This window comes from Bacillus sp. WMMC1349 (genome assembly GCF_013155385.1).
In the GTDB taxonomy this organism is placed as follows: Bacteria; Bacillota; Bacilli; order Bacillales; family Bacillaceae; genus Bacillus.
Genome location: NZ_JABJUQ010000007.1, coordinates 407,441 through 426,680, shown reverse-complemented (window position 1 = coordinate 426,680; position 19,240 = coordinate 407,441). Strand labels below are relative to the sequence as shown.

At 37.7% G+C, this 19,240-nt stretch carries 20 protein-coding genes; 4 read left to right on the top strand and 16 right to left on the bottom strand.

The window, feature by feature from the left end:
* The first annotated feature begins 10 nt into the window (after nt 1–10).
* Nucleotides 11–334: a hypothetical protein gene (locus tag HOO54_RS04675; protein WP_172293014.1), complete on the top strand. Its 324-nt coding sequence runs from the start codon at nt 11–13 to the stop codon at nt 332–334.
* Between the two features lie 888 nt (nt 335–1,222).
* Here HOO54_RS04675 and HOO54_RS04670 read toward each other — a convergent pair.
* The 4 genes from HOO54_RS04670 to HOO54_RS04655 form a co-directional block, all read right to left on the bottom strand.
* Nucleotides 1,223–1,972, bottom strand: coding sequence for a Cof-type HAD-IIB family hydrolase (locus tag HOO54_RS04670; RefSeq protein ID WP_375335822.1), 750 nt, complete (start codon nt 1,970–1,972; stop codon nt 1,223–1,225).
* 82 nt (nt 1,973–2,054) lie between these two features.
* Entirely contained in the window at nt 2,055–3,410 is a 1,356-nt protein-coding gene (locus tag HOO54_RS04665) for a PTS ascorbate transporter subunit IIC (RefSeq protein WP_172293012.1), read from the bottom strand.
* Between the two features lie 20 nt (nt 3,411–3,430).
* A complete protein-coding gene (locus tag HOO54_RS04660) occupies nt 3,431–3,712 on the bottom strand; it encodes a PTS sugar transporter subunit IIB (RefSeq protein WP_172293010.1) in 282 nt (93 codons plus the stop codon).
* Between the two features lie 11 nt (nt 3,713–3,723).
* Nucleotides 3,724–5,766 carry a BglG family transcription antiterminator gene (locus HOO54_RS04655; protein ID WP_172293008.1) on the bottom strand — a complete coding sequence of 681 codons (2,043 nt, stop codon included), beginning with the start codon at nt 5,764–5,766 and terminating at the stop codon, nt 3,724–3,726.
* A 194-nt stretch (nt 5,767–5,960) separates the two neighbouring features.
* Between HOO54_RS04655 and HOO54_RS04650 the strand changes: the two genes are divergently transcribed.
* Complete coding sequence (locus HOO54_RS04650; RefSeq protein ID WP_172293006.1) at nt 5,961–6,212, top strand: hypothetical protein; 252 nt, start codon at nt 5,961–5,963, stop codon at nt 6,210–6,212.
* A 202-nt stretch (nt 6,213–6,414) separates the two neighbouring features.
* Here HOO54_RS04650 and HOO54_RS04645 read toward each other — a convergent pair whose 3' ends face one another.
* The 4 genes from HOO54_RS04645 to HOO54_RS04630 form a co-directional block, all read right to left on the bottom strand.
* Nucleotides 6,415–6,828 (bottom strand): hypothetical protein, encoded by a 414-nt coding sequence (locus HOO54_RS04645; protein ID WP_172293004.1) that lies wholly within the window; start codon nt 6,826–6,828, stop codon nt 6,415–6,417.
* 430 nt (nt 6,829–7,258) lie between these two features.
* Nucleotides 7,259–7,864, bottom strand: a complete 606-nt coding sequence (locus HOO54_RS04640) for a hypothetical protein (RefSeq protein ID WP_172293002.1) — start codon at nt 7,862–7,864, stop codon at nt 7,259–7,261.
* Nucleotides 7,865–7,885: 21 nt separating this feature from the next.
* Complete coding sequence (locus tag HOO54_RS04635; RefSeq protein WP_172293000.1) at nt 7,886–8,482, bottom strand: hypothetical protein; 597 nt, start codon at nt 8,480–8,482, stop codon at nt 7,886–7,888.
* Between the two features lie 163 nt (nt 8,483–8,645).
* Entirely contained in the window at nt 8,646–8,969 is a 324-nt protein-coding gene (locus tag HOO54_RS04630) for a YwqH-like family protein (protein ID WP_172292998.1), read from the bottom strand.
* A 418-nt stretch (nt 8,970–9,387) separates the two neighbouring features.
* Here HOO54_RS04630 and HOO54_RS04625 point away from each other — a divergent pair, with 418 nt between their 5' ends.
* Nucleotides 9,388–10,548, top strand: a complete 1,161-nt coding sequence (locus tag HOO54_RS04625) for an ankyrin repeat domain-containing protein (RefSeq protein ID WP_172292996.1) — start codon at nt 9,388–9,390, stop codon at nt 10,546–10,548.
* A gap of 208 nt (nt 10,549–10,756) precedes the next feature.
* On the opposite strand, the gene HOO54_RS04620 is transcribed toward HOO54_RS04625, so the two are convergent.
* Nucleotides 10,757–11,140, bottom strand: a complete 384-nt coding sequence (locus tag HOO54_RS04620) for a carboxymuconolactone decarboxylase family protein (protein WP_172292994.1) — start codon at nt 11,138–11,140, stop codon at nt 10,757–10,759.
* A 67-nt stretch (nt 11,141–11,207) separates the two neighbouring features.
* Between HOO54_RS04620 and HOO54_RS04615 the strand changes: the two genes are divergently transcribed.
* Entirely contained in the window at nt 11,208–11,585 is a 378-nt protein-coding gene (locus HOO54_RS04615; RefSeq protein ID WP_253907616.1) for a MerR family transcriptional regulator, read from the top strand.
* 35 nt (nt 11,586–11,620) lie between these two features.
* On the opposite strand, the gene HOO54_RS04610 is transcribed toward HOO54_RS04615, so the two are convergent.
* The 7 genes from HOO54_RS04610 to nirB form a co-directional block, all read right to left on the bottom strand.
* A complete protein-coding gene (locus tag HOO54_RS04610) occupies nt 11,621–13,240 on the bottom strand; it encodes an SLC13 family permease (RefSeq protein ID WP_172292992.1) in 1,620 nt (539 codons plus the stop codon).
* Between the two features lie 281 nt (nt 13,241–13,521).
* Nucleotides 13,522–13,899 (bottom strand): Imm50 family immunity protein, encoded by a 378-nt coding sequence (locus HOO54_RS04605; RefSeq protein ID WP_172292990.1) that lies wholly within the window; start codon nt 13,897–13,899, stop codon nt 13,522–13,524.
* Nucleotides 13,900–13,975: 76 nt separating this feature from the next.
* Nucleotides 13,976–14,446 (bottom strand): SMI1/KNR4 family protein, encoded by a 471-nt coding sequence (locus HOO54_RS04600; RefSeq protein WP_172292988.1) that lies wholly within the window; start codon nt 14,444–14,446, stop codon nt 13,976–13,978.
* A 110-nt stretch (nt 14,447–14,556) separates the two neighbouring features.
* Nucleotides 14,557–14,769 (bottom strand): hypothetical protein, encoded by a 213-nt coding sequence (locus tag HOO54_RS04595; RefSeq protein ID WP_172292986.1) that lies wholly within the window; start codon nt 14,767–14,769, stop codon nt 14,557–14,559.
* 165 nt (nt 14,770–14,934) lie between these two features.
* Nucleotides 14,935–16,356 carry a uroporphyrinogen-III C-methyltransferase gene (gene cobA, locus HOO54_RS04590; protein WP_172292984.1) on the bottom strand — a complete coding sequence of 474 codons (1,422 nt, stop codon included), beginning with the start codon at nt 16,354–16,356 and terminating at the stop codon, nt 14,935–14,937.
* Between the two features lie 25 nt (nt 16,357–16,381).
* Nucleotides 16,382–16,711, bottom strand: a complete 330-nt coding sequence (nirD, locus tag HOO54_RS04585; protein WP_172292982.1) for a nitrite reductase small subunit NirD — start codon at nt 16,709–16,711, stop codon at nt 16,382–16,384.
* A gap of 15 nt (nt 16,712–16,726) precedes the next feature.
* Complete coding sequence (gene nirB, locus HOO54_RS04580; RefSeq protein WP_172292980.1) at nt 16,727–19,156, bottom strand: nitrite reductase large subunit NirB; 2,430 nt, start codon at nt 19,154–19,156, stop codon at nt 16,727–16,729.
* Nucleotides 19,157–19,240: the final 84 nt, after the last annotated feature.

Sequence of the window (19,240 nt, the reverse complement as noted above, 5' to 3'; positions counted from 1 at the left end):
AGATGAAAAAATGGACGAGTGGAAAAATATTAATATTAATGGAATAGCTAAGATTGAAAAATGCGTCGGAGAATTTCAAGTGTGGGAGTTACAAAAAACTCCTTATGGGAAGTTTAAAGTGAAAGTTTTTGAAAGAATTGATGGTTCTTATGCAGGGTTTACTAATATTAGAATAAAAAACTTGGATGATGGTTCTCCTGAAAGTGGTGTTGGATTTGGAAGAAGCATAACAGAGGCATTAGAAGATACCTTAAAAAACTTTATGGAACTTCTAAACCAACGAGAAGTATTTTCTGAGAGTGATTTTGAATGGGCTCACCCAGATGATTTCTGATTAATGAGAAATAGTTTTATTAACCTTGATGGTGGTATATTTATACTTTCTCAAGGTTCTTTTTGTTGGCTACCTGGTTCCGAATAAATCGCCGTTGTATAAAAACGGAGTTGTTATTGAACACTTCAAGAGACATAGTAAAAAAGTAAGCGCAGAAGACGTTGCACAATATATAAGAAAGTCGAGGGGCTTGTGCAAAGTTTACGAGGTGCTAAAAAAGTAGATTGAGTGGTTGAGATTTTCCAGTTGTTCCTCCAAAGCAACGGTGTGACTTATTAAATAGAGTAAAGTGGGCAAGATTTTTTCGTCTTGCTCAGGGAGATAACATTCGGCTCTCCGCTGATAGTGACACAAAAGACGTACCAGAAAGCGTGTATCCACCCGCTGCTTACAAAAAAAAACCCTATATGGAGGGTTTTTCTAATTACTTGGCATATTGTGAGAAGAAAGCGTGATGACCAAGAGTAGCTATATGTTTTCTTGTTTTGCCCCATCCAATCACCAAAACTAATGGTTTCACAGCAAAATACGTAACTTCTTTAACTAAATTTCTTACTCCACTATCAAAAACTTCGGAAACGGTTTTTTGGTTTTACTTGATGGAGACACTTTATGAATCCTCATCATCCCAAGGAGAAAATTGGCGTCTCGACCCGTTATTTGCCTTCATCACACCATAACAGTATTCGGGAATATAGAAGTTGCACCGGCTACGTTGCCTTCATAAGGTTCTCCTGTTGCTTCGGCCTCTACTAGTCGTTCTAACCTCTTGCTTCCTTTTCTTTGATAGCTGGATGTTTAGTTTTTATAGGTTGTCTTTATGTGAATCCCGACTATATATTCTTAATACTGTGATTTTCTCGAAGCCTTTAATCAGATTGTGAGCAATTATGATAACACCCAATGTCTAATCGCTTTCGCAACACCATTTTTGATATTTGTTTCTGTTACCCAATCAGCCGTTTTTTTGACGATTTCCTGAGCGTTCCCCATCGCCACACCTAAACCAGCCTGTTTTATCATCGCAATGTCATTTAAACTGTCACCAACTGCCATCACGTTCTTCATTGAAAAACCGAGACGTTCAGATACTTTTGTTAAAGCTGCCCCTTTATTAATGCCAATGGTATTAACCTCAATATTGGTCGGACTTGAGTTTGTAATCTCTAATTCTTTGTTTTTTTTCAGTTCTTCTAATACCTGATTTCTCACATGATGATCAGGAATATCAAACCCGAATTTTAGCCATTCATGAGCATAAATATCTTCAGGAAAGTCTGCTCGCCACACCTTATCAACACTACACGCCCAAAAGTTCGTCTCGTACTGATTGCGCAAGCCCCACATCATTTGAACATGATCGGGATGAAGCACTTGTCGCTCTACTAGATTAAAAGAAGAATCCCATATTTCACTGCCATTTACTGTTATTAAATAAGAAGTCAGTCCCAAAGACTCAGCGAATTCACGAGCGGTCCTCAGCGTCCGTCCCGTACTGAGCACAACATGAACCCCTTTTTCTTCTGCCTCTTTAATCGCTTGTTTATTTTCTTCTGAAATGGCATGCTCTGCATTCAATAATGTCCCATCCATATCTAATGCAACGAGTTTTACTTGTTCACGATATTCTTGATTGATTGGCACGATATAAGATACCTCCACTTTTTAGGCTCCTATATATTCTAATATAAAAATGATCCAGAAACAAAGAAGCAATTTTTCAAGTCGTTTTCTGTCTTTTCTGCTTCATTCCAAACAGAATCGCTGTCAATACAGCCATTGCTAAGCCGATCGCTACGCCAACAGAACCGAGGAACTTGACAGTATGTCCAAGAATGATACCTATAGCCGCAAAATCGGTATCTGAAAATGTCGTATTATGGAAACCTAAATCACCAATAACCGGCAGTAAACATACAGGCAGAAAGGTAATTACCAGCCCATTAACAAATGAACCTAAGATAGCCCCCCGCAAACCTCCTGTCGCATTTCCAAATACGCCAGCTGAAGCTCCGGTAAAGAAGTGAGGCACCACACCCGGGAGAATAATCACAAGACCTAAAGCTCCGAGAATAGCCATGCCGACAATCCCTCCGATGAAGCTGCAAAAAAAGCCAAGCAGTACCGCATTTGGAGCATACGGGAAGACAATCGGACAATCGAGCGCCGGTTTTGAATCTGGAACAAGTTTGTCAGAAATCCCTTTAAAAGCTGGAACAATCTCAGCCAGCACAAGCCTCACACCTGCAAGGATTATAAAAACCCCGGCAGCAAAAGTAACAGCCTGAATAACAGAAAACACGAGATAGTGTGTGCCATGACTTAGTTTATCTTCCACAAAAGCTGGTCCTGCACAAACCGCAATCAAAACATATAATAAGGTCATCGTTAGTGCAATACTGACAGAACTATCCCTTAAAAAGCCCAACCCTTTTGGAAAACGAAGCTCTTCTGTTGAACGTGATCCCTTGCCGCAAATCTTACCAATTAAGGCAGACAAGACATTGCCAATTGAAGAAAAATGTCCAAAAGCCACTTTATCATTTCCAGTTACTTTTCTCATAAAAGGTTGAACAACTGCGGGAAATACACTCATTACTAAACCGAGCGAGACTGCTCCAGCACCGATCAAAAGCGGTCCTCTCAAACCTGCTACAGCTAAAATAACAGCAATTAAACATGCCATATACAATGTATGGTGTCCTGTTAGGAAAATATATTTTAAGTTCGTAAAACGGGCAATTAAAATATTGGCAAGCATTCCAAAAAACATGATCAAAGCTGTTACTGTTCCATACTCATTCAATGCTACAGCAACAATGGCTTCATTATTTGGAACAACACCATTCACATGAAACGCTGCTTGAAACATTTTTCCGAATGGTTCAAGTGAGTTCACAAGAATACCGGCACCGGCTGAAATAATGATAAAACCTAAAAAGGATTTCGTCGTCCCTTTGACAATTTCATTAGTGGGCTTTTTCTGAAGCACCAGTCCAATGAGAGAAATGATGGCAATTAAAACAGCGGGCTGACCTAAAATATCCATGAGCAGCTTAATCACTCTTTCAATCATTTGCAGTCTCTCCTTTCTTTTTAAAGCATACCTTTCGCCTGCAATTTGACTGTTAATTTTGTTTTTAGCTCATCAAGATCAATAACGCTCTCAAGTACGACTAAATCTCCTAAGTGTGAAGCTCCCTCAGCAATATCTTTAGCAACAACAAACAAGTCTGCCTGATCTACAGATGCCGAGCTCAAATCTGAATGATTGACCTCAACATCATTTACACCAAGCTCCTTTAACGTATCTTGAATATTCATTTCCAGCATAAAACTGCTTCCAAGCCCAGATCCGCAAACCGCTAATATTTTCATGTGACTACCTCCTATGAATACACTTCTATTAAGTGTTGAATAGATTTAATGGATTCTGCTTTCTTTAGCATGTCTTGGTTCTCTTTATGACTGAGAAGACGTGTGAGTTGAGAAAGCGCTTTTAAATGAGTGGTTTGGTCAATCGCTGCAATACAAAATAACAACTTAACAGGGTATTGCTTATCATTTAAAAAGTAGACAGGTTCATTCAATTTTAGAAAACTCATCCCTACCTTTTTCACACCCATTTCAGGTCTTGCATGAGGAACAGCGATCTCTGGTCCGATAATCATGTAAGGTCCCATTGTTTTCAGATTGGTAATGATCGCGTCTATATATTTTTCACTGATTGCTCCTTGTTCGAGTAAAGGTTTGGCAGCTGTTTTGATCGCTGCTTCCCAGCTATCCATTTGCTCAGCCAGTTGGATTGTTTCCTCTGTTAACAAGTCTTTCAACACTGGTTGCTCCCCCTTTATTTCCTTCATCTTTTGTAAAATTGTGACCTCTTTCAATGATTCTCTCAGCCCTTTTTCATCGATAATCTTGGCATATTTTTTAAGAATATGAAAAAAGTCATCTGTCAGCAATTCTCTACTTTTGATACCAAACAAATGTTGATACACATCATGGACCAGCCGGCTTTTTTCTGCTGGTGTCATTAATGGGCTTACCAGGTAGTAGTGCTCGTTTGTATCAAGTTCAATCGCCGAAAAAACCGCATCATATTTCAGAAATAACTCTGATTTAAATTCATGTAGAGATAATGTTTTCACGACACATATTTCTGAAAATAACGATTCGAGCTGCTGCTTCAACAGTAAAGAAGCGCTGACACCACTCGGACAAATAACGACTGCTGTCTTTTTGGCTAATCGGGTTTGGGAAGGTTTCTCAAGCATTGCGGCAAAGTGAATTGTCAGAAAACCAATCTCTTCTTCTGGTACTGGGACATTAAGCAAAGACTCCAGCGGATGGATTAATTTTTGGACAATCGTATAAAGTTCCCAATGCTCTTTTTTAATTTTGCTTAGTAAAGGATTGTGAATCGGAATACGATATTTCATTCGGAAAAATGCTGGTTTCAAATGACGGTACAGAGATTCAGCCACATCGCTTTTCTCGGCAAATGTGATACAGGCTCTTGATTCAAATTCAAAGACAAGTTTCTTACAGAGTTGAAAAAGCGGATCACATGCTGATGTTTTTCCCAAAGACAGACCTAACAATTGAATCATCATGTAGCACAACTCGCTGTCACTTTCTGGAATACCCAAACCGTTTAATAGTTTTTTAGCTGAACATCTTAATGGATTTTGTTTTAGGTGCTCAATTTCTTGCCAGTGAAAACGGACAACCTTGCCCCTTTTCACTCTTTCGGAATACAACATTAAAAAATAGATGAATTCGTTCAGCCTTTCTTCAACAAATTGAAGATTGTAAACTTCGGCAACCTTTTCAATGACTATTTTAATTTCCTGCGGACGATGGTTTATACCTGATATTTTCAACATATGTTGAAGCAATGCTGTTCCATTTGGTTTCTGTAAAAAAGCAGCAAGAACATGCATAACCGGAACTCTTTTATCAAATTCACTTCCTTTCAAGTGATAGCCTCTCTCCCTTGTATAATGAATAGCTACTAAAAAGGACTGTAACTTTTGATTTGCTTTTTTCACATCCTTTATCACCGTGTTTTTACTCACTTGCAATAACTGTGTCAAATGAGCACTTGAAACAGGTTCCCTGCGAACAAACAGGAACAAATAGATTAATTTTATTCGTTCTTCTTTTGTTAAAACGAAAGAACGGACCATCTCTAATTGTGCTTGATGAGAAACAAACTCAAGTACCTCATCCGACATCTTAAGCTGCTTTTTTCTCTTATAATTGATGACAGGCAGCTTATGGTCAGTCAGATATTGATTGATTTTCTCCAAATCATAGCAAATTTGCCGTCTAGATAATTGAAAATGGTCGATCAGCTGATACATTGTCACTTCCCTGGCCCGGACCAAATATTGAAGTAACCGGGCAGGACGTTTCTCATTTATCATGCCTCTGCCCCCCTTGATGCCATCATATAATAAAGCATTTACATTTTGTTGGTGAATTGAGCACAAATAATGGGACTTTAGATTTACAAAAATGGGCTGGTGGATCATCTTGGAATTACGAAGATTTTAATATACAATCATTCAATATGAAATCAGTATTAGAGAAGATACAGAATTGGAAGGAGTGAGATTTAGTGGCTGTTTTCATCATCATGCTGAAGAAATTTGAAGACGAGCAAAGAGTCATCTACTGTTATGGACCAAATGAAGACATAATGGGACAAATTGAATATGACAAAAAAAATGGTGTTATCCATCAACTGTCTCCAATTGATTCCGAACATTATAAAGATGATTTCTTTTTTAAAAGAGCCGGGAGAAGATTGGCTAGGATGATTATGAACGAAAACAACAATTTCGTTGAGAGAACAACGATTGAATCTTAATAGTCGTAGAGATAGAAAGGGACAAAAAGCAAGGTTGAGGAAAGATGGGAGAGAGAAAATGTGAAGACGAGCCCGGAGTGTCCTGAAAGTAGTGTGCATCAATCAAAATTGAGGAATTTGCTCGCTTTCCGCAAAAGTCTCGCAATTCCCTCTACTCCATGTTGTAAAGGACTTTTTCAACCCCACTAGAGGATGACTGATATTAATAGTTTTCAAATATTACACCTACCGCAGAAGGGGCTAATAATGAATAAAATGCCATTACTAAATTAACAGATAATGATATATATAGTAATGCACTTGGAACAGGAATAAATCCATGCAAGGCATAACTAAAAAAGACAATTAATAAAAGAAATGTTAAAAACCCTTGCACCCAGTTTGACTTATTAAAGACTCGTTTTCTTGGACTTGAGTATCCTTTTCTAGTTTTAAATCCATAAACAAATGAAATTAAGATTATAAAACACTCCGCAAAAAAGATAAAAAGAAACATAGATACACCACTGTCGTCTTTATTCCAGTATGGTAAATTAGTGAAGAGTAAACCCACCAACAATATAAGAACAGCATTGCTTCTCAACCAATAGTATCGGCTTTTTTTAAAAGAAAACATCAATTCGTATCCTTTCTTCTATCAATCGAAACATCGTCACGTTCTATATTTGGATCTTCCGCCAGTTTTTTTATCCTTCTTCGCCAATTTGTTGCCTCGTCTATGTTCTTATCGCAATATGATTCATAAAAACTTTTCAATAGATGTAAAAACGGTTCTCTACTTTTTAAAATGGAAAAACGGTAATTTTGATGGTCGATTTGTTGGACAATCAGTTCGTTTTACGGTGAATATAGTGTACCTTTCGTTTTGATTGTAAGAAAGATTCGGTTCAGACCACTTTTCCAATGTCATTTAGTTAAAATGAGAAAAAAAGGCTATCCAGTAGAGTGAATTTTTTACTACTGGACAACCTTTTCACGTTCTGATATACCACTCTTGAAACTTAAAGTTTTAACAATTTTGCTCTTTTTAGGACAATCACTTCGCATTAAGAGTTTTCAAATATTACACCTACCGCAAAAGTTCCGAAAAAAAGTAACACTGCCAAGATAACTCCAATAAGACGTTGAAAAATGAAGGGAAGACGAGCCAAAACAATTTGAACTTCATAATTTATTCCCCAAGTAAAAACTAAAAAATATCGCATCAAATCATTAATCAACCCTTTTGGCTCTTCATATATACTAGACTCATAATGGTTGATTACCGCAGAAGGGGCTATTAGTGAAATGATCGCTGCAAGAGTATTAATAGCCAGAGAGATAGTAATTAAAGAACTTGGGTATGGGATATCCCGTCCCAAAGCTAGACCAAAAAAGATACTTAAACAAAGAAAAACTGCAACACCTTTTGTATAATTTGACTTATTAAAGACTCGTTTTCTTGGACTATACCTTACCTTTTTCGTTTGAAAACCATACACAAAAGAAAGCAAGATTAGAAACAGCTCTGTGGTAACAACAAACAAAAAAAATAAAGGATTACCATATTTTTCACTGAAGTATGGCTTATTTATCAGTAATAAAGTAGCTAAAAACAACAGAACTAGATTGCTTCTCAACCAATAGTTTCGGCTTTTTTTAAAAGAAAACATCAATTCGTATCCTTTCTTCTACTAAAACAAGGATGATATCATAAAGATTGAACAGATCAATATAACGATAAAGATGATCCCCATTAAACGCTGAAGAAAAAATGAAAGACGAGCTAACACAATTTGTATTTCGTAATTTAATCCCCATACAAAAAATAATAAATATCGCATTAAATCGTTTATCCATCCTTTTGGAGCTTCATATATATTATATTCATATATTTTTATGACCCAAGAAGATGCAATTAATGAATAGAATGCCATTACTAAATTAACAGATAATGATATATATAGTAATGCACTTGGAACAGGAATAAATCCATGCAAGGCATAACTAAAAAAGACACTTAATAAAAGAAATGCTAAAAAACCTTTCACCCAGTTTGACTTATTAAACACTCTTTTTCTTGGACTTGAGTATCCTTTTCTAGTTTTAAATCCATAAACAAATGAAATTAAGATTATAAAACACTCCGCAAAAAAGATAAAAAGAAACATAGATATACCACTGTCGTCTTTATTCCAGTACGGTAGATTGGTGAAGAGTAAACCCACCAATAATAAAAGAACAGCATTGCTTCTCAACCAATAGTTTCGGCTTTTTTTAAAAGAAAACATCAATTCGTGTCCTTTCTTCTATCAATCGAAACATCGTCACGTTCTATAAACGAGATATTATCAATCTCAGCGTGGTTTTTTTATAAAGTCAACTGTAAGACGTTGACCTAATGGATCTACATTTGGATCTTCCGCCAGTTTTTTTAAGGCTTCTTCGCCCATCTCAAACTCGTGTTTCAAGGTTTTTAATCTCCAACTCAATAGCTGTAATTAAACCATCTATGTCAGTTTTAATTTTCTGGTAGCTATTCGTAATCCCTAGCCTTATGTTAATGAAGTTTTTCGTATGAAGACCATTCCATTCACTTGATGTAATTTCCGGCTGATCGATCTTTGAAGAGTTGTTTGAAAAAGTTTTAAGGTCACTTGAAATAGCTGTTTTCGCTTTTTTAAGTTTAGCAATCTTACTTTGTGCATCACTTATTTTATGAGACAAAGAAGAAATGTCTTTTTTTATGGAAGAAATCTTCGCTGCGTGACTAGACATATGATCACCTCTTTCATCATTTAAGCATTTCAATTTGTCTATGTCATTCATTCTGTTACTTTCTTCTCGAAAAAAATGAATAAAATGATTCAGGTCACAATATCCATAATATAGCACTTCAAAAACCTCGTAAATAGGTAGAAAGGCTTTTTTTGGACATTAATGGTATGACCTTCTTATTAGCAGCTGCTGTAAATCGTTTCGCTCTACTATCAGGTGAAACCCTGACCCGAATTCATCATCAGTCAATAGACCTATTTCTTCTATCCGTCATTTATAACAAATAAGGCAAAAACCACCCTTCAACCTTGAATTTGATGAAACACTTCATTTTATGTGAAAATATATAAATGACATAGATACAATCAATGTCACTTGGACAATAGTTTGAAGTAATGGGCAAAAAGGTAGTGATAATATGGATAATAAACAAGTTTTAAAAGAAATTCGCACAGCGATTAAACAGAATCATGTGGAAAGAGTGGTTGAACTCATTCGTTCAGATATTGACCGATTGAATGTGATGACACCGTTCGGAACTTGGCTCCATGTTGCAGCATCACATGGAAAACTAGAAATTGTTAAACATCTTATCAACTTGGGTGCTGACATGAATAAGCGAGGTGGTGTATTTGATGGTGGAGCAATTAACAATGCAGCTTGGAAAGGACATATTGATATTGTTCGATATTTGTTATCTTACGGGGCCGAATTAGATGTAAGTGATCCAGCAAGAAATCCTTTATTTGGCGCTATTTTAAATGGACATTTAAATATTGTAGAACTTCTGATTGAAAGTGGAATTGATATTCATGTTAAATACACAGGAGAGTCTATGAAACAAATGGATGCCCTAGCATTTGCACATGAACAAGGGCAAACAGAAATTGTTGAACTATTGGCGTCTATTAAAGGCGAGCAGGATACAAACAAACAAGCAAAAACAAATATTTCAGAAACTATTCATCAGGATACAAAGACTGAGATTGTAAATTATATCACGAGAAAATTCGGTCCGATTCATCATACGATAAGTGAAATCATACCTGGAAGTCGGGTAGCGGTTGATATTCAAATGATACTACCGTCAAAAGAATGTGATTTCATAACGCTTGTCACTACCGGAATGAGTGATGTTGCAATGGATGCTTCGGATGAAACAGCAGGATATCGGTATGCTGAGTTAGTGTTAAAGTTACCTGCTAATTGGCCAACAACCAAAAAGGAAATACAGCAGATTGATCATGATTGGCCTTTAAAATGGCTGAGATTGGTTGCTCATATTCCCCACCAGTATGATGGCTGGTTAGATGAAGGGGTCATTCTTCCAAATGGAGAACCTCCAATGCCATTTGGTTCTAATACCGAATTATCATGTATGTTAATAAGTGATGCTAAAACAAAGTTGATAGATTCAAAATTTAATAGAACCATTAATTTTTATACTCTCATACCTATTTATGCAGAAGAAAGAGAGCTCGCTTTACAAAAAGGGCATGATCATTTAATAGAAACATTCAATGCATTGGGAATGACCGATGTACTAGATTTAAAAAGGAAAAACATTGGCATGACATGATAATTCCCAATTCTCACTGACACAACATGAATCAGGGAGAATGGCGAGACACTCCAGGAGCAAGAAACGAGCTCCGAGGAGGCTCGCGGACCGCCCGCGGAAAGCGAGCAAATTTCCCATCCTTCGTCCATCACTATTCATGGTTAAGACGCAATGATGAAATTTTTTCAATTCTATAAAACGAAAAAACTGCCAAAATCATGGCAGCTTAAGCAGAACATTCCCGTTCTTGAAAAATAGTTTTGGCAATGTTGACTGCATTTAAGACGCGGGGAAACCCTGTATAAGGGATGCACTGGATGAGTGTCTCTACAATTTCTAACGGTGTTAATCCGACATTCAGTCCGGCATTGATGTGTACTTTCAACTGGGGTTCACAATCACCCTGGGTCGTTAAAGATGAGATTGTAATGAGCTCCCGTTCTTTCAAGCTTAAACCCTCTCGTGCATAAATATCACCAAAAGCAAATTCAATAATATACCTACCCAAATCAGGTGCAATATCTTTTAAAGAATCAATCACCTTTCTACCGCCTTCACCATCAATTTCATTGAGATTTTCAAGTCCTTGTTGATATCTTTGTTGGTCCATATTGTATTCCTCCTTTAGTGAATAAATGAATCATACACTTTAGAGTTCGCTCTAAGGCAAGCTTTTTTTGTATAATCAATATATGGACAAAACATTTACGATTAAAGAAACCGCAAAACTGACAAATCTTTCGGCACATACATTACGGTATTATGAGAAAATCGGTCTTCTTCCCGAGATTCAACGTGATTCAAACGGTTATCGGGAATATACAGAAACAGACATTTCTTGGATCTATTTTTTACTTCGCCTGCGAGATACAGGAATGTCAATTGAGAACATGAAGACATTCGCCAACCTTCGTAGTCAAGGGAGTCAAACAGTTGAAGAACGAAAAAACATGCTGAAGATTCACCGCACAAAAATCATGGAGGATATAAACAAACTACAAACCAATTTAGAAAAAATCAATGATAAAATAGCGTTTTATTCATCACTTAAATGAAAAAAAGACGGTCTAAGCCGTCTTTGCTTTTTTGTTTATTTCAACTGATTGGGAAAAACCGTAAGATCCACTCCCCAAAGCTGAGGTAAAATATAAAACACAGCTCCAACAATGATCATTAAGGTAAAGATGTTTATCATAAATCCGGTACTTACCATTTCTCTAATCTTTATTTTTCCTGATGCGAAAATAATGGCATTTGGAGGTGTTCCAACAGGAAGCATAAACGCACAGTTTGCTGCCATTGCAGCAGGTATCATCAATGCATATGGATGAACATGAAGCGCGATGGCAAGTGACGAAAGGACCGGAAGAATCATGGTTGCTGTTGCCGTATTAGAGGTTACTTCGGTAAGAAACAACACTAAACCAGCAGACACGAAAATGATGACCACAAAATGAAAACCTTCCAATATTGTTAATTGACTGCCGATCCATTTTGTCAAACCTGTCTTACCAAAACCTTCTGCCAATGCAAGACCGCCACCAAACAGGAGGAGAATACCCCATGGCAACTCTTTTGAGACGTTCCAATCCAAAATTCGCCCGTTTTTATTTCTTGCTGGAATTAAAAAAAGCAGTGAAGCGGCAAAAATAGCAATCATTGTATCATTAATACCAGTGATTACACCTTCCCATAAAAATGTTCTCGTTACCCACATAAATGCAGCAAAACAAAACACGAGAAGCACCATTAATTCTTCAAAGCTGATCTTTCCAAGCTTTTTCTTTTCTGTTCCTATTAATTGTTTTCCAGTAGGAAGTTGCTTGCCCTTTAAAGGATACGCGACTTTTGTCAAGTACAACCATACAATAAAAAGCAAAATGACCACAATTGGAACAGCAAAGGCCATCCATCCTGCAAAAGAAATTTCAACGCCATATATCTTTTTAATATTTGCCGCTAGGATCATGTTTGGTGGTGTACCAATCAATGTACCTAGTCCACCAATTGTCCCTGCATAACCAATACTGAAAATTAATGCCTTTGAAAATTTCGCTTCTTCTTCAGGTTCCGACTTCATCACAGTAGACACTTGATGGATGATCGCTGTGCCAATCGGCAGCATCATCATCACCGCAGCTGTGTTCGAAACCCACATTGATAAAAAACCAGTGGCGGCCATAAACCCAAGAACAATTGTTGAAGTACTTGTCCCAACTGCAGAAATAATGTTGAGTGCAATCCGTTTATGAAGATTCCAGCGCTCCATCGCAAGCGCAATCATAAATCCTCCTAAAAACAAAAATACGATCGGGTCACCATAACTTGCCGTAACAACAGATCCCTCAAGTGCGCCTGTCACCGGCAGCAACACGATTGGCAGTAGTGAAGCTACAGGAATGGGGACAGCCTCCGTCATCCACCAAACAGCCACCCATATAGTGGTTGCCAATACCATTCGTCCGCCATCACTTAAACCCTCAGGAAAAAACAATAACAAAATAGCCAAAAACAAGGCTGGACCAAGCACTAAACCGATTTTCTGTGCAGTTTGATAGCTAGGAGGTCTGTCTTTTTTTTGACCAATTGTTGTCTTCTGAGAGTCAAGCTCTTTACCTGTATTTGTAGGCACAGAAAACAACAGCAACCCCTTTGCTTTCCAATGTGTTGTCCAAAGCATATCCCATGCCGAGGAAACCATTAATTTCATCAAAACCCCTCCCCCCATTTAATTCATTATAGCGAAAAATTCTATTTTTTGTCACAATTTGGTCATTTTTCTGGAGGGATTTTACTTATTTTATAGAGGAAGCAGCTGTTGAAGGATGAAACTTCATGTCATAACAGGCACAACAACTATGAAAACTTAACTTTTTTACACGAAAAGTATTGTCTCAAATCCATGAGATGTCCTCCATATGTTATTATAAAAAACAATATTTGGCTTTTCTTGCATAGAAAAATGGCTATTGAATCTGCACAAAATTAATATTATACAGACCCTATTAAACCAGGGGTAATTTTTTCAATTCTTGCCCAATCAAACTGGCATTCAATTTGCATTTGGTTACTGCATGTCATCTTTAATCTTTCAGTTATTTCAAACTGGCTGATCATATTATTTATACCCAGACCTTTTATAACTAAATCACGCACTCCGATAAAGGATATGTCGATATAAACAACATCCCATTCATCCCAACGTTTAGGTTTATTTTCAACAGTTTCTCTTGTCATTAATCGAATAAATATACAAGGACCATCTCTCTTAAGTTCTACATCCATTAAATGTGAATCAATAAAATGTGGCATATGACCAAATAAATTCATAATGGCTTGAGGATTCATCAATTTTGCTATGTTGATCATGCAATTCTCCTTTTTAGTTGGTTTCATTATTGAAATTTCAATCATTCATCACTGCTTGAGTTTCTCCCTTCTGACGTTATGACTCTAACAAATCGTGGTAAAATTCGGCATTTTGGTCATACCTCATTAAAAACTCGGCAAACGAATCACAGATAAGTGTATCAACAAAATAAACTGCATTTTTTCCGGATTGTTCTTTAAAATCAATCGATAAATAGAACCCTTCTACTATTTCGAAAAAGACTAATTTCGCGTCATCTTCATACAATTCTAAATCAGGATCATATTCATAGAAATCATCTCTTAATCTGATATCAACTACACTATGTGGATCGATAAGTCTGTTAAATTGATATTCAAGATCCCTATGCATAAATCCATAACCAATTGTTATGTAAAAGTTTCTTAATTCATTTGGAAACCTTAATCCCATTCGCTCCTCAGCATTTTTTATTTCCTCTTTCTTCAAAGGATAAAACTGATGTTTCATATTTTTAGTATTGTCTTCATTCACAATATACTTTAATAGAAAATTGTAATTGTTCATCTCTTCACCTGCTTAGTTTTCATGGTCGTTCAATATTTGCAATAGCCACAAAAAAAACTCTGGGTTCATTGCCTCTTCCCAAAGTTTTTTCGATCTTGTCTAACATCATGTTATTTTCGATCATCATGTACAATTGTCTTTACTCCTGCAAATATTACATCACGTAATACTTCAGTATATGTATCATAATTTTTATTAAATTTGATGATATCAAAAACTTGTTTCATGATCCCGTCAACCATAATTGTTAACCCTTCAATTTCCTCTTCTGATCCCTCTTTTTTAAACTTTTCATTCATGATCACTAATTTATTTTGTTCCATATAATCTCCTTAAAATTGATTCCATTATATCTCGTCTACTCAAACACTTTCGAGTCGTCAACATCGATTTGAAACTCTTTCTTTTAGCTGGTCTATCATATAATCCCATTGTAAACATACGAAAAGGGCCTCCGCAAAGTTTAGACTTTTTGGACACCCTCCATCTTAAAGCTTCTTTATATCATCCGCAAGTTGCATATCCCCGCTTGACACATGAATGAGCTTAAACCCAAATTCAATTGCTGCTTCTTTTGCGTCTTCACTAAGACAAATCGCATGGGTATTTGCTGTTGTTTTATCAATAGTCATACCGATGCTTTCCGCTTCTTGTATGAAAAGTTCGACACATGTTCGATTTGAAAAAAGAAGGATATCAACGGGAAACTCTGCAACCTCTCGTTTAACAATCTCTGTAAAGCGATCATCTATCATTTGCTCGTGTGTGATCAACGCTTGACACATTGAATAGGATTGAACTGCATCTCGACTACCGACAGTTAAACATGTTTCTAGATTTAATTGACCTTGGTGTAAAAATGCTGCAAATCCGCGCTCTTCTAAAGCTACTTTAATCGATGGAGTTGAAGCATAAAACTGTCCTCTTATTTGTCTAACATCGATTTTCAAGACTGCAAGATTGCTAAAAAACTGTTGCACTGCTGTTTTTGAGGTGAACAACAAACTGTCAAAAACAGCAAGTTCATCTACATCCAAATGATCCATGGTCGCTTCAGTCATTTTCCATTTTGGCCATTCAATCACTTCTGCACCTTGTTCACGCAAAACATCTATCGGTAAGTCCTCTTCCCCACTTTGGATCGCCATGATATTCCGTCCAATTAAAGGTTTTTTTTCAAACCAGCTGTTGCGCTGAAATGAAACAATATCACCGACAACAATAATGGCGGGGTTTTTGATTTCGTGCTCATTTAGTTTTCGCTGAATATTTTCAAGTGTCCCCTTAATGCTTCGCTGCCGTCCCCAAGTCCCCCATTGGATCACCATAACGGGAAGAGAAGGAGATTTTCCGTGTTTGATCAAGTTCTCACATATATAAGCCACATTTTTGATGCCCATATAAAAAACAAGGGTTTGCACACTTCTACCAAGACCTTCCCAATCCAAAGCAGGTTTACCTGCTTGATCATGTGCGGTCATAACAGCAAAAGATGACGCAAAATCTCGATGGGTTACAGGTAAACCGGCATACAGTGGTGCTGCGATTCCAGACGTAATGCCGGGTACCATTTCATATGGGATACCATGTTCACTGATGGCATCCGCTTCTTCTCCAACTCTGCCGAATACACTGGGATCTCCCCCTTTGAGCCGTACAACCTGAAGACCTTTTCCAGCCTTCTCAATCAGCAATGCATGGATTTCAGTCTGTTTCATATAATGTCGGGTCGGAAGTTTTCCGCAGTAGATGAATTCACATGTTGCTTTTGCATATTCTAACAGACGGGGGTTAACAAGTCTGTCATACATGATGACATCTGCTTTTTCAAGCAACGCTTTTCCCTTTAATGTCATAAGCCTCATATCTCCCGGTCCTGCTCCGACAAAATATACTTTCCCATTCCCCATCAACGGTCATCCTTCCATCTACCGATTAATCTCTTTCATATATAATAAACAAGTCTTCTCCTTCGATTACAGTTTCAAAGGTTTGAATACAGCCTGTGTCTGGTTCTTGAACTCTACCATCTTTCAGACTGATCTTCCAATCATGCATTGGGCAAAATACAAATTCACCGCTGACCATTCCTTCAGCAAGAACGCCTCCTTTATGAGGACAACGATTTTCGACGGCACGGACACTGCCATTTGATAGTTTAAAAACGGCGATCTCTTTGTCATCGATAAAAACCGTTTTCCCCAACTGTTCCGGTAGTTCACTCAGTTTTGCAATAAATACTTTTGTTATGTTTTTATTCACCATCCGAATGCCTCCTTTTCAACGTGATGAAGCTGTGACAACATGATGAAACAATTGTTTTGCTGTTTTTTTGTCCTCCAAAAAGTTCTTCCATGGGTCTTGATAGACAGACAATGCTTCATTCATACGGTCATTCAGCTCTTTCCGGTTTGTTTCATCACTTAATACTGATTGAACATGGGACAGACCAACCCGTTCGATCCATGCCGATGTCCGTTCTAAATAATTGGCTGTTTCTCTATAATACTGAAGATAAGCACCTGTAATCTCGATGACTTCTTCGGCTGTTTTGACTTTCATTAACAAATCTCCAGCCCGCAAATGGGTTCCGCCATTTCCACCGACATAAATTTCCCAGCCTCCATCAATACCAACAACTCCGACATCTTTTATACCAGACTCAGCACAGTTTCTAGGACATGCCGACACCGCCATTTTAATTTTATGAGGTGCAGAAAGCCCTTCAAATTTTTTCTCCAATGCAATGCCAAGAGCCATTGAATCTTGGGTGCCAAAGCGGCAGAATTGCTCACCTACACAGGTTTTTACGGTTCTGACCGTTTTTCCATATGCAAAGCCGGACGGCATATCAAGATCTTCCCAAACTTTTGGCAGGTCTTCTTTTTTGACACCGATCAGATCAATTCTCTGTCCCCCCGTCATTTTCACCAAAGGAATCTCATATTTATCGACGACATCAGCAATTCGGCGCAAATCTTTGGCATTCGTAACACCACCATACATCCGTGGAACGACAGAGTATGTACCGTCTTTTTGAATGTTGGCATGCATCCTTTCATTGACAAATCGCGATGCTCGTTCATCCTCATATTCAGTCGGATTAATCATTCCCAGATAATAGTTCAGTGCTGGACGACATTTGGAACACCCTTCTGCCGTTTTCCAGCCGAGGACATTCATGACTTCTCTCGTATGGGTCAGCCCTTTTGCCTTTATTTCTGCGATGACTTCTTCTCGCGAAAGATCGGTACAGCTGCAAATTGCTTCTTTTTGCACAGATGCATCAAACCCAGAACCGAGTGTGTGTTGAAGAATCTCTGCCACGAGTGGTTTACAGCCTCCGCAAGAACGAGATGCCCCTGTACAAGCTTTAATGTCATCAACTGATGAACAGCCTTGATTTTTGATCGCCTCGATGATCATTCCTTTGGAAACACCATTACAACCACAAACAATTTCTTCATCACTCATGGCTGCAGTAACACTTGTTCCATGTTCCTGATTCAACGGTTGCAAAATAGAAACTTTGGAAGTTTCGGAAATATCAGATCCTTTTTGGATCATCGAAAACAGCCGGTTACCTTCGCTGGTATCACCGAATAAAACGGCTCCGACCACTTGATTGCCGCACAAAACAATCTTTTTATAGATACCTTCTTGTTCATCAAACACTTTAATCGCTTTTTTGTCTTCAGCATCTGCTTCTATAAAGTCGCCGGCAGAAAAAACCTCGACTCCGGAAACCTTTAATTGTGTAGCTGTAATAGAACCTTCATATGGCACTGTATCAACACCGCAAATTTTCTTGGCAAGCACTTTTGCCTGTTCATAAAGTGGTGCAACAAGCCCGTAAGCAATACCTCGATGTTCTGCACACTCACCGACAGCATAAATGTTAGGGATTTCTGTTTGCATATAATCATCAACAATAAGCCCTCTGCCAACAGGGATCCCGCAGTCTTTCCCAAGCTGAACGTTCGGTTTTATACCGACCGCCATGACAACTAAATCGGTTTGAAGTGTTGAACCATCTTTAAATTTTAATCCTTCTACCCGCTGATCACCGTAAATTTCTTCGGTTTGTTTTTCAAGTAAAAACTTCATCCCTTGTTTTTCTAATTCGTTTTGCAATAGGCGACCTGCTGTTGGATCAAGTTGCCGCTCCATTAAGTATGGTTCAAGATGAATAACGGTGACATCCATACCGAGATTAAGTAGCCCCCGTGCAGCTTCAAGCCCTAGCAATCCGCCGCCAATGACAGCTGCTTTTTGATACGTTTTCGAAGCTTCTAACATCACATCTGTATCTTTTATATCTCGAAAACCTGTGACACCTTGTTTATCCGCTCCTGGCAGTGGCAAGATGAATGGAAGAGAACCTGTCGCCAAAATCAGTTCATCATATGGCTGAACCCTTCCTGAATCAGTCACAACAGTCTTTTGTGTAGGATCAACTTTGATAACGGCTTCACCTGTATACAGTTGAATACCGTTTTCTTCATACCAATCCCAATCATTTAATGTAATGTCATGAATTTTTGTATCTCCTTGCAATACTTTAGAAAGCATAATTCGATTATAATTCGGATATGGTTCATTTCCGAAAATTGTAATTTGAAATTGATCGTTTGACACTTTAAGAATTTCTTCGATGGCCCTAACCCCAGCCATCCCATTCCCAACAAGGACTAACTGTTTTTTTTCCACGATCATCCTCCCCTTCTCAAAAAACAACACTATACTTAAAAGATGTATTTCCTATACATGTTTAAAATTATCACAAATTAAATT

Bases quoted from the DNA above. Each gene is read 5' to 3' on its own strand.
- HOO54_RS04635 (WP_172293000.1), bottom strand. From the start codon at position 8,482: ATGTTTTCTTTTAAAAAAAGCCGAAACTATTGGTTGAGAAGCAATGCT.
- HOO54_RS04620 (WP_172292994.1), bottom strand. From the start codon at position 11,140: ATGGACCAACAAAGATATCAACAAGGACTTGAAAATCTCAATGAAATT.
- HOO54_RS04655 (WP_172293008.1), bottom strand. From the start codon at position 5,766: ATGATAAATGAGAAACGTCCTGCCCGGTTACTTCAATATTTGGTCCGG.
- HOO54_RS04640 (WP_172293002.1), bottom strand. From the start codon at position 7,864: ATGTTTTCTTTTAAAAAAAGCCGAAACTATTGGTTGAGAAGCAATCTA.
- HOO54_RS04625 (WP_172292996.1), top strand. From the start codon at position 9,388: ATGGATAATAAACAAGTTTTAAAAGAAATTCGCACAGCGATTAAACAG.
- HOO54_RS04610 (WP_172292992.1), bottom strand. From the start codon at position 13,240: ATGAAATTAATGGTTTCCTCGGCATGGGATATGCTTTGGACAACACAT.
- HOO54_RS04605 (WP_172292990.1), bottom strand. From the start codon at position 13,899: ATGATCAACATAGCAAAATTGATGAATCCTCAAGCCATTATGAATTTA.
- HOO54_RS04645 (WP_172293004.1), bottom strand. From the start codon at position 6,828: ATGTTTTCTTTTAAAAAAAGCCGATACTATTGGTTGAGAAGCAATGCT.
- HOO54_RS04660 (WP_172293010.1), bottom strand. From the start codon at position 3,712: ATGAAAATATTAGCGGTTTGCGGATCTGGGCTTGGAAGCAGTTTTATG.
- HOO54_RS04600 (WP_172292988.1), bottom strand. From the start codon at position 14,446: ATGAACAATTACAATTTTCTATTAAAGTATATTGTGAATGAAGACAAT.
- HOO54_RS04595 (WP_172292986.1), bottom strand. From the start codon at position 14,769: ATGGAACAAAATAAATTAGTGATCATGAATGAAAAGTTTAAAAAAGAG.
- HOO54_RS04675 (WP_172293014.1), top strand. From the start codon at position 11: ATGGACGAGTGGAAAAATATTAATATTAATGGAATAGCTAAGATTGAA.
- nirD (WP_172292982.1), bottom strand. From the start codon at position 16,711: ATGGTGAATAAAAACATAACAAAAGTATTTATTGCAAAACTGAGTGAA.
- cobA (WP_172292984.1), bottom strand. From the start codon at position 16,356: ATGGGGAATGGGAAAGTATATTTTGTCGGAGCAGGACCGGGAGATATG.
- HOO54_RS04665 (WP_172293012.1), bottom strand. From the start codon at position 3,410: ATGATTGAAAGAGTGATTAAGCTGCTCATGGATATTTTAGGTCAGCCC.
- HOO54_RS04630 (WP_172292998.1), bottom strand. From the start codon at position 8,969: ATGTCTAGTCACGCAGCGAAGATTTCTTCCATAAAAAAAGACATTTCT.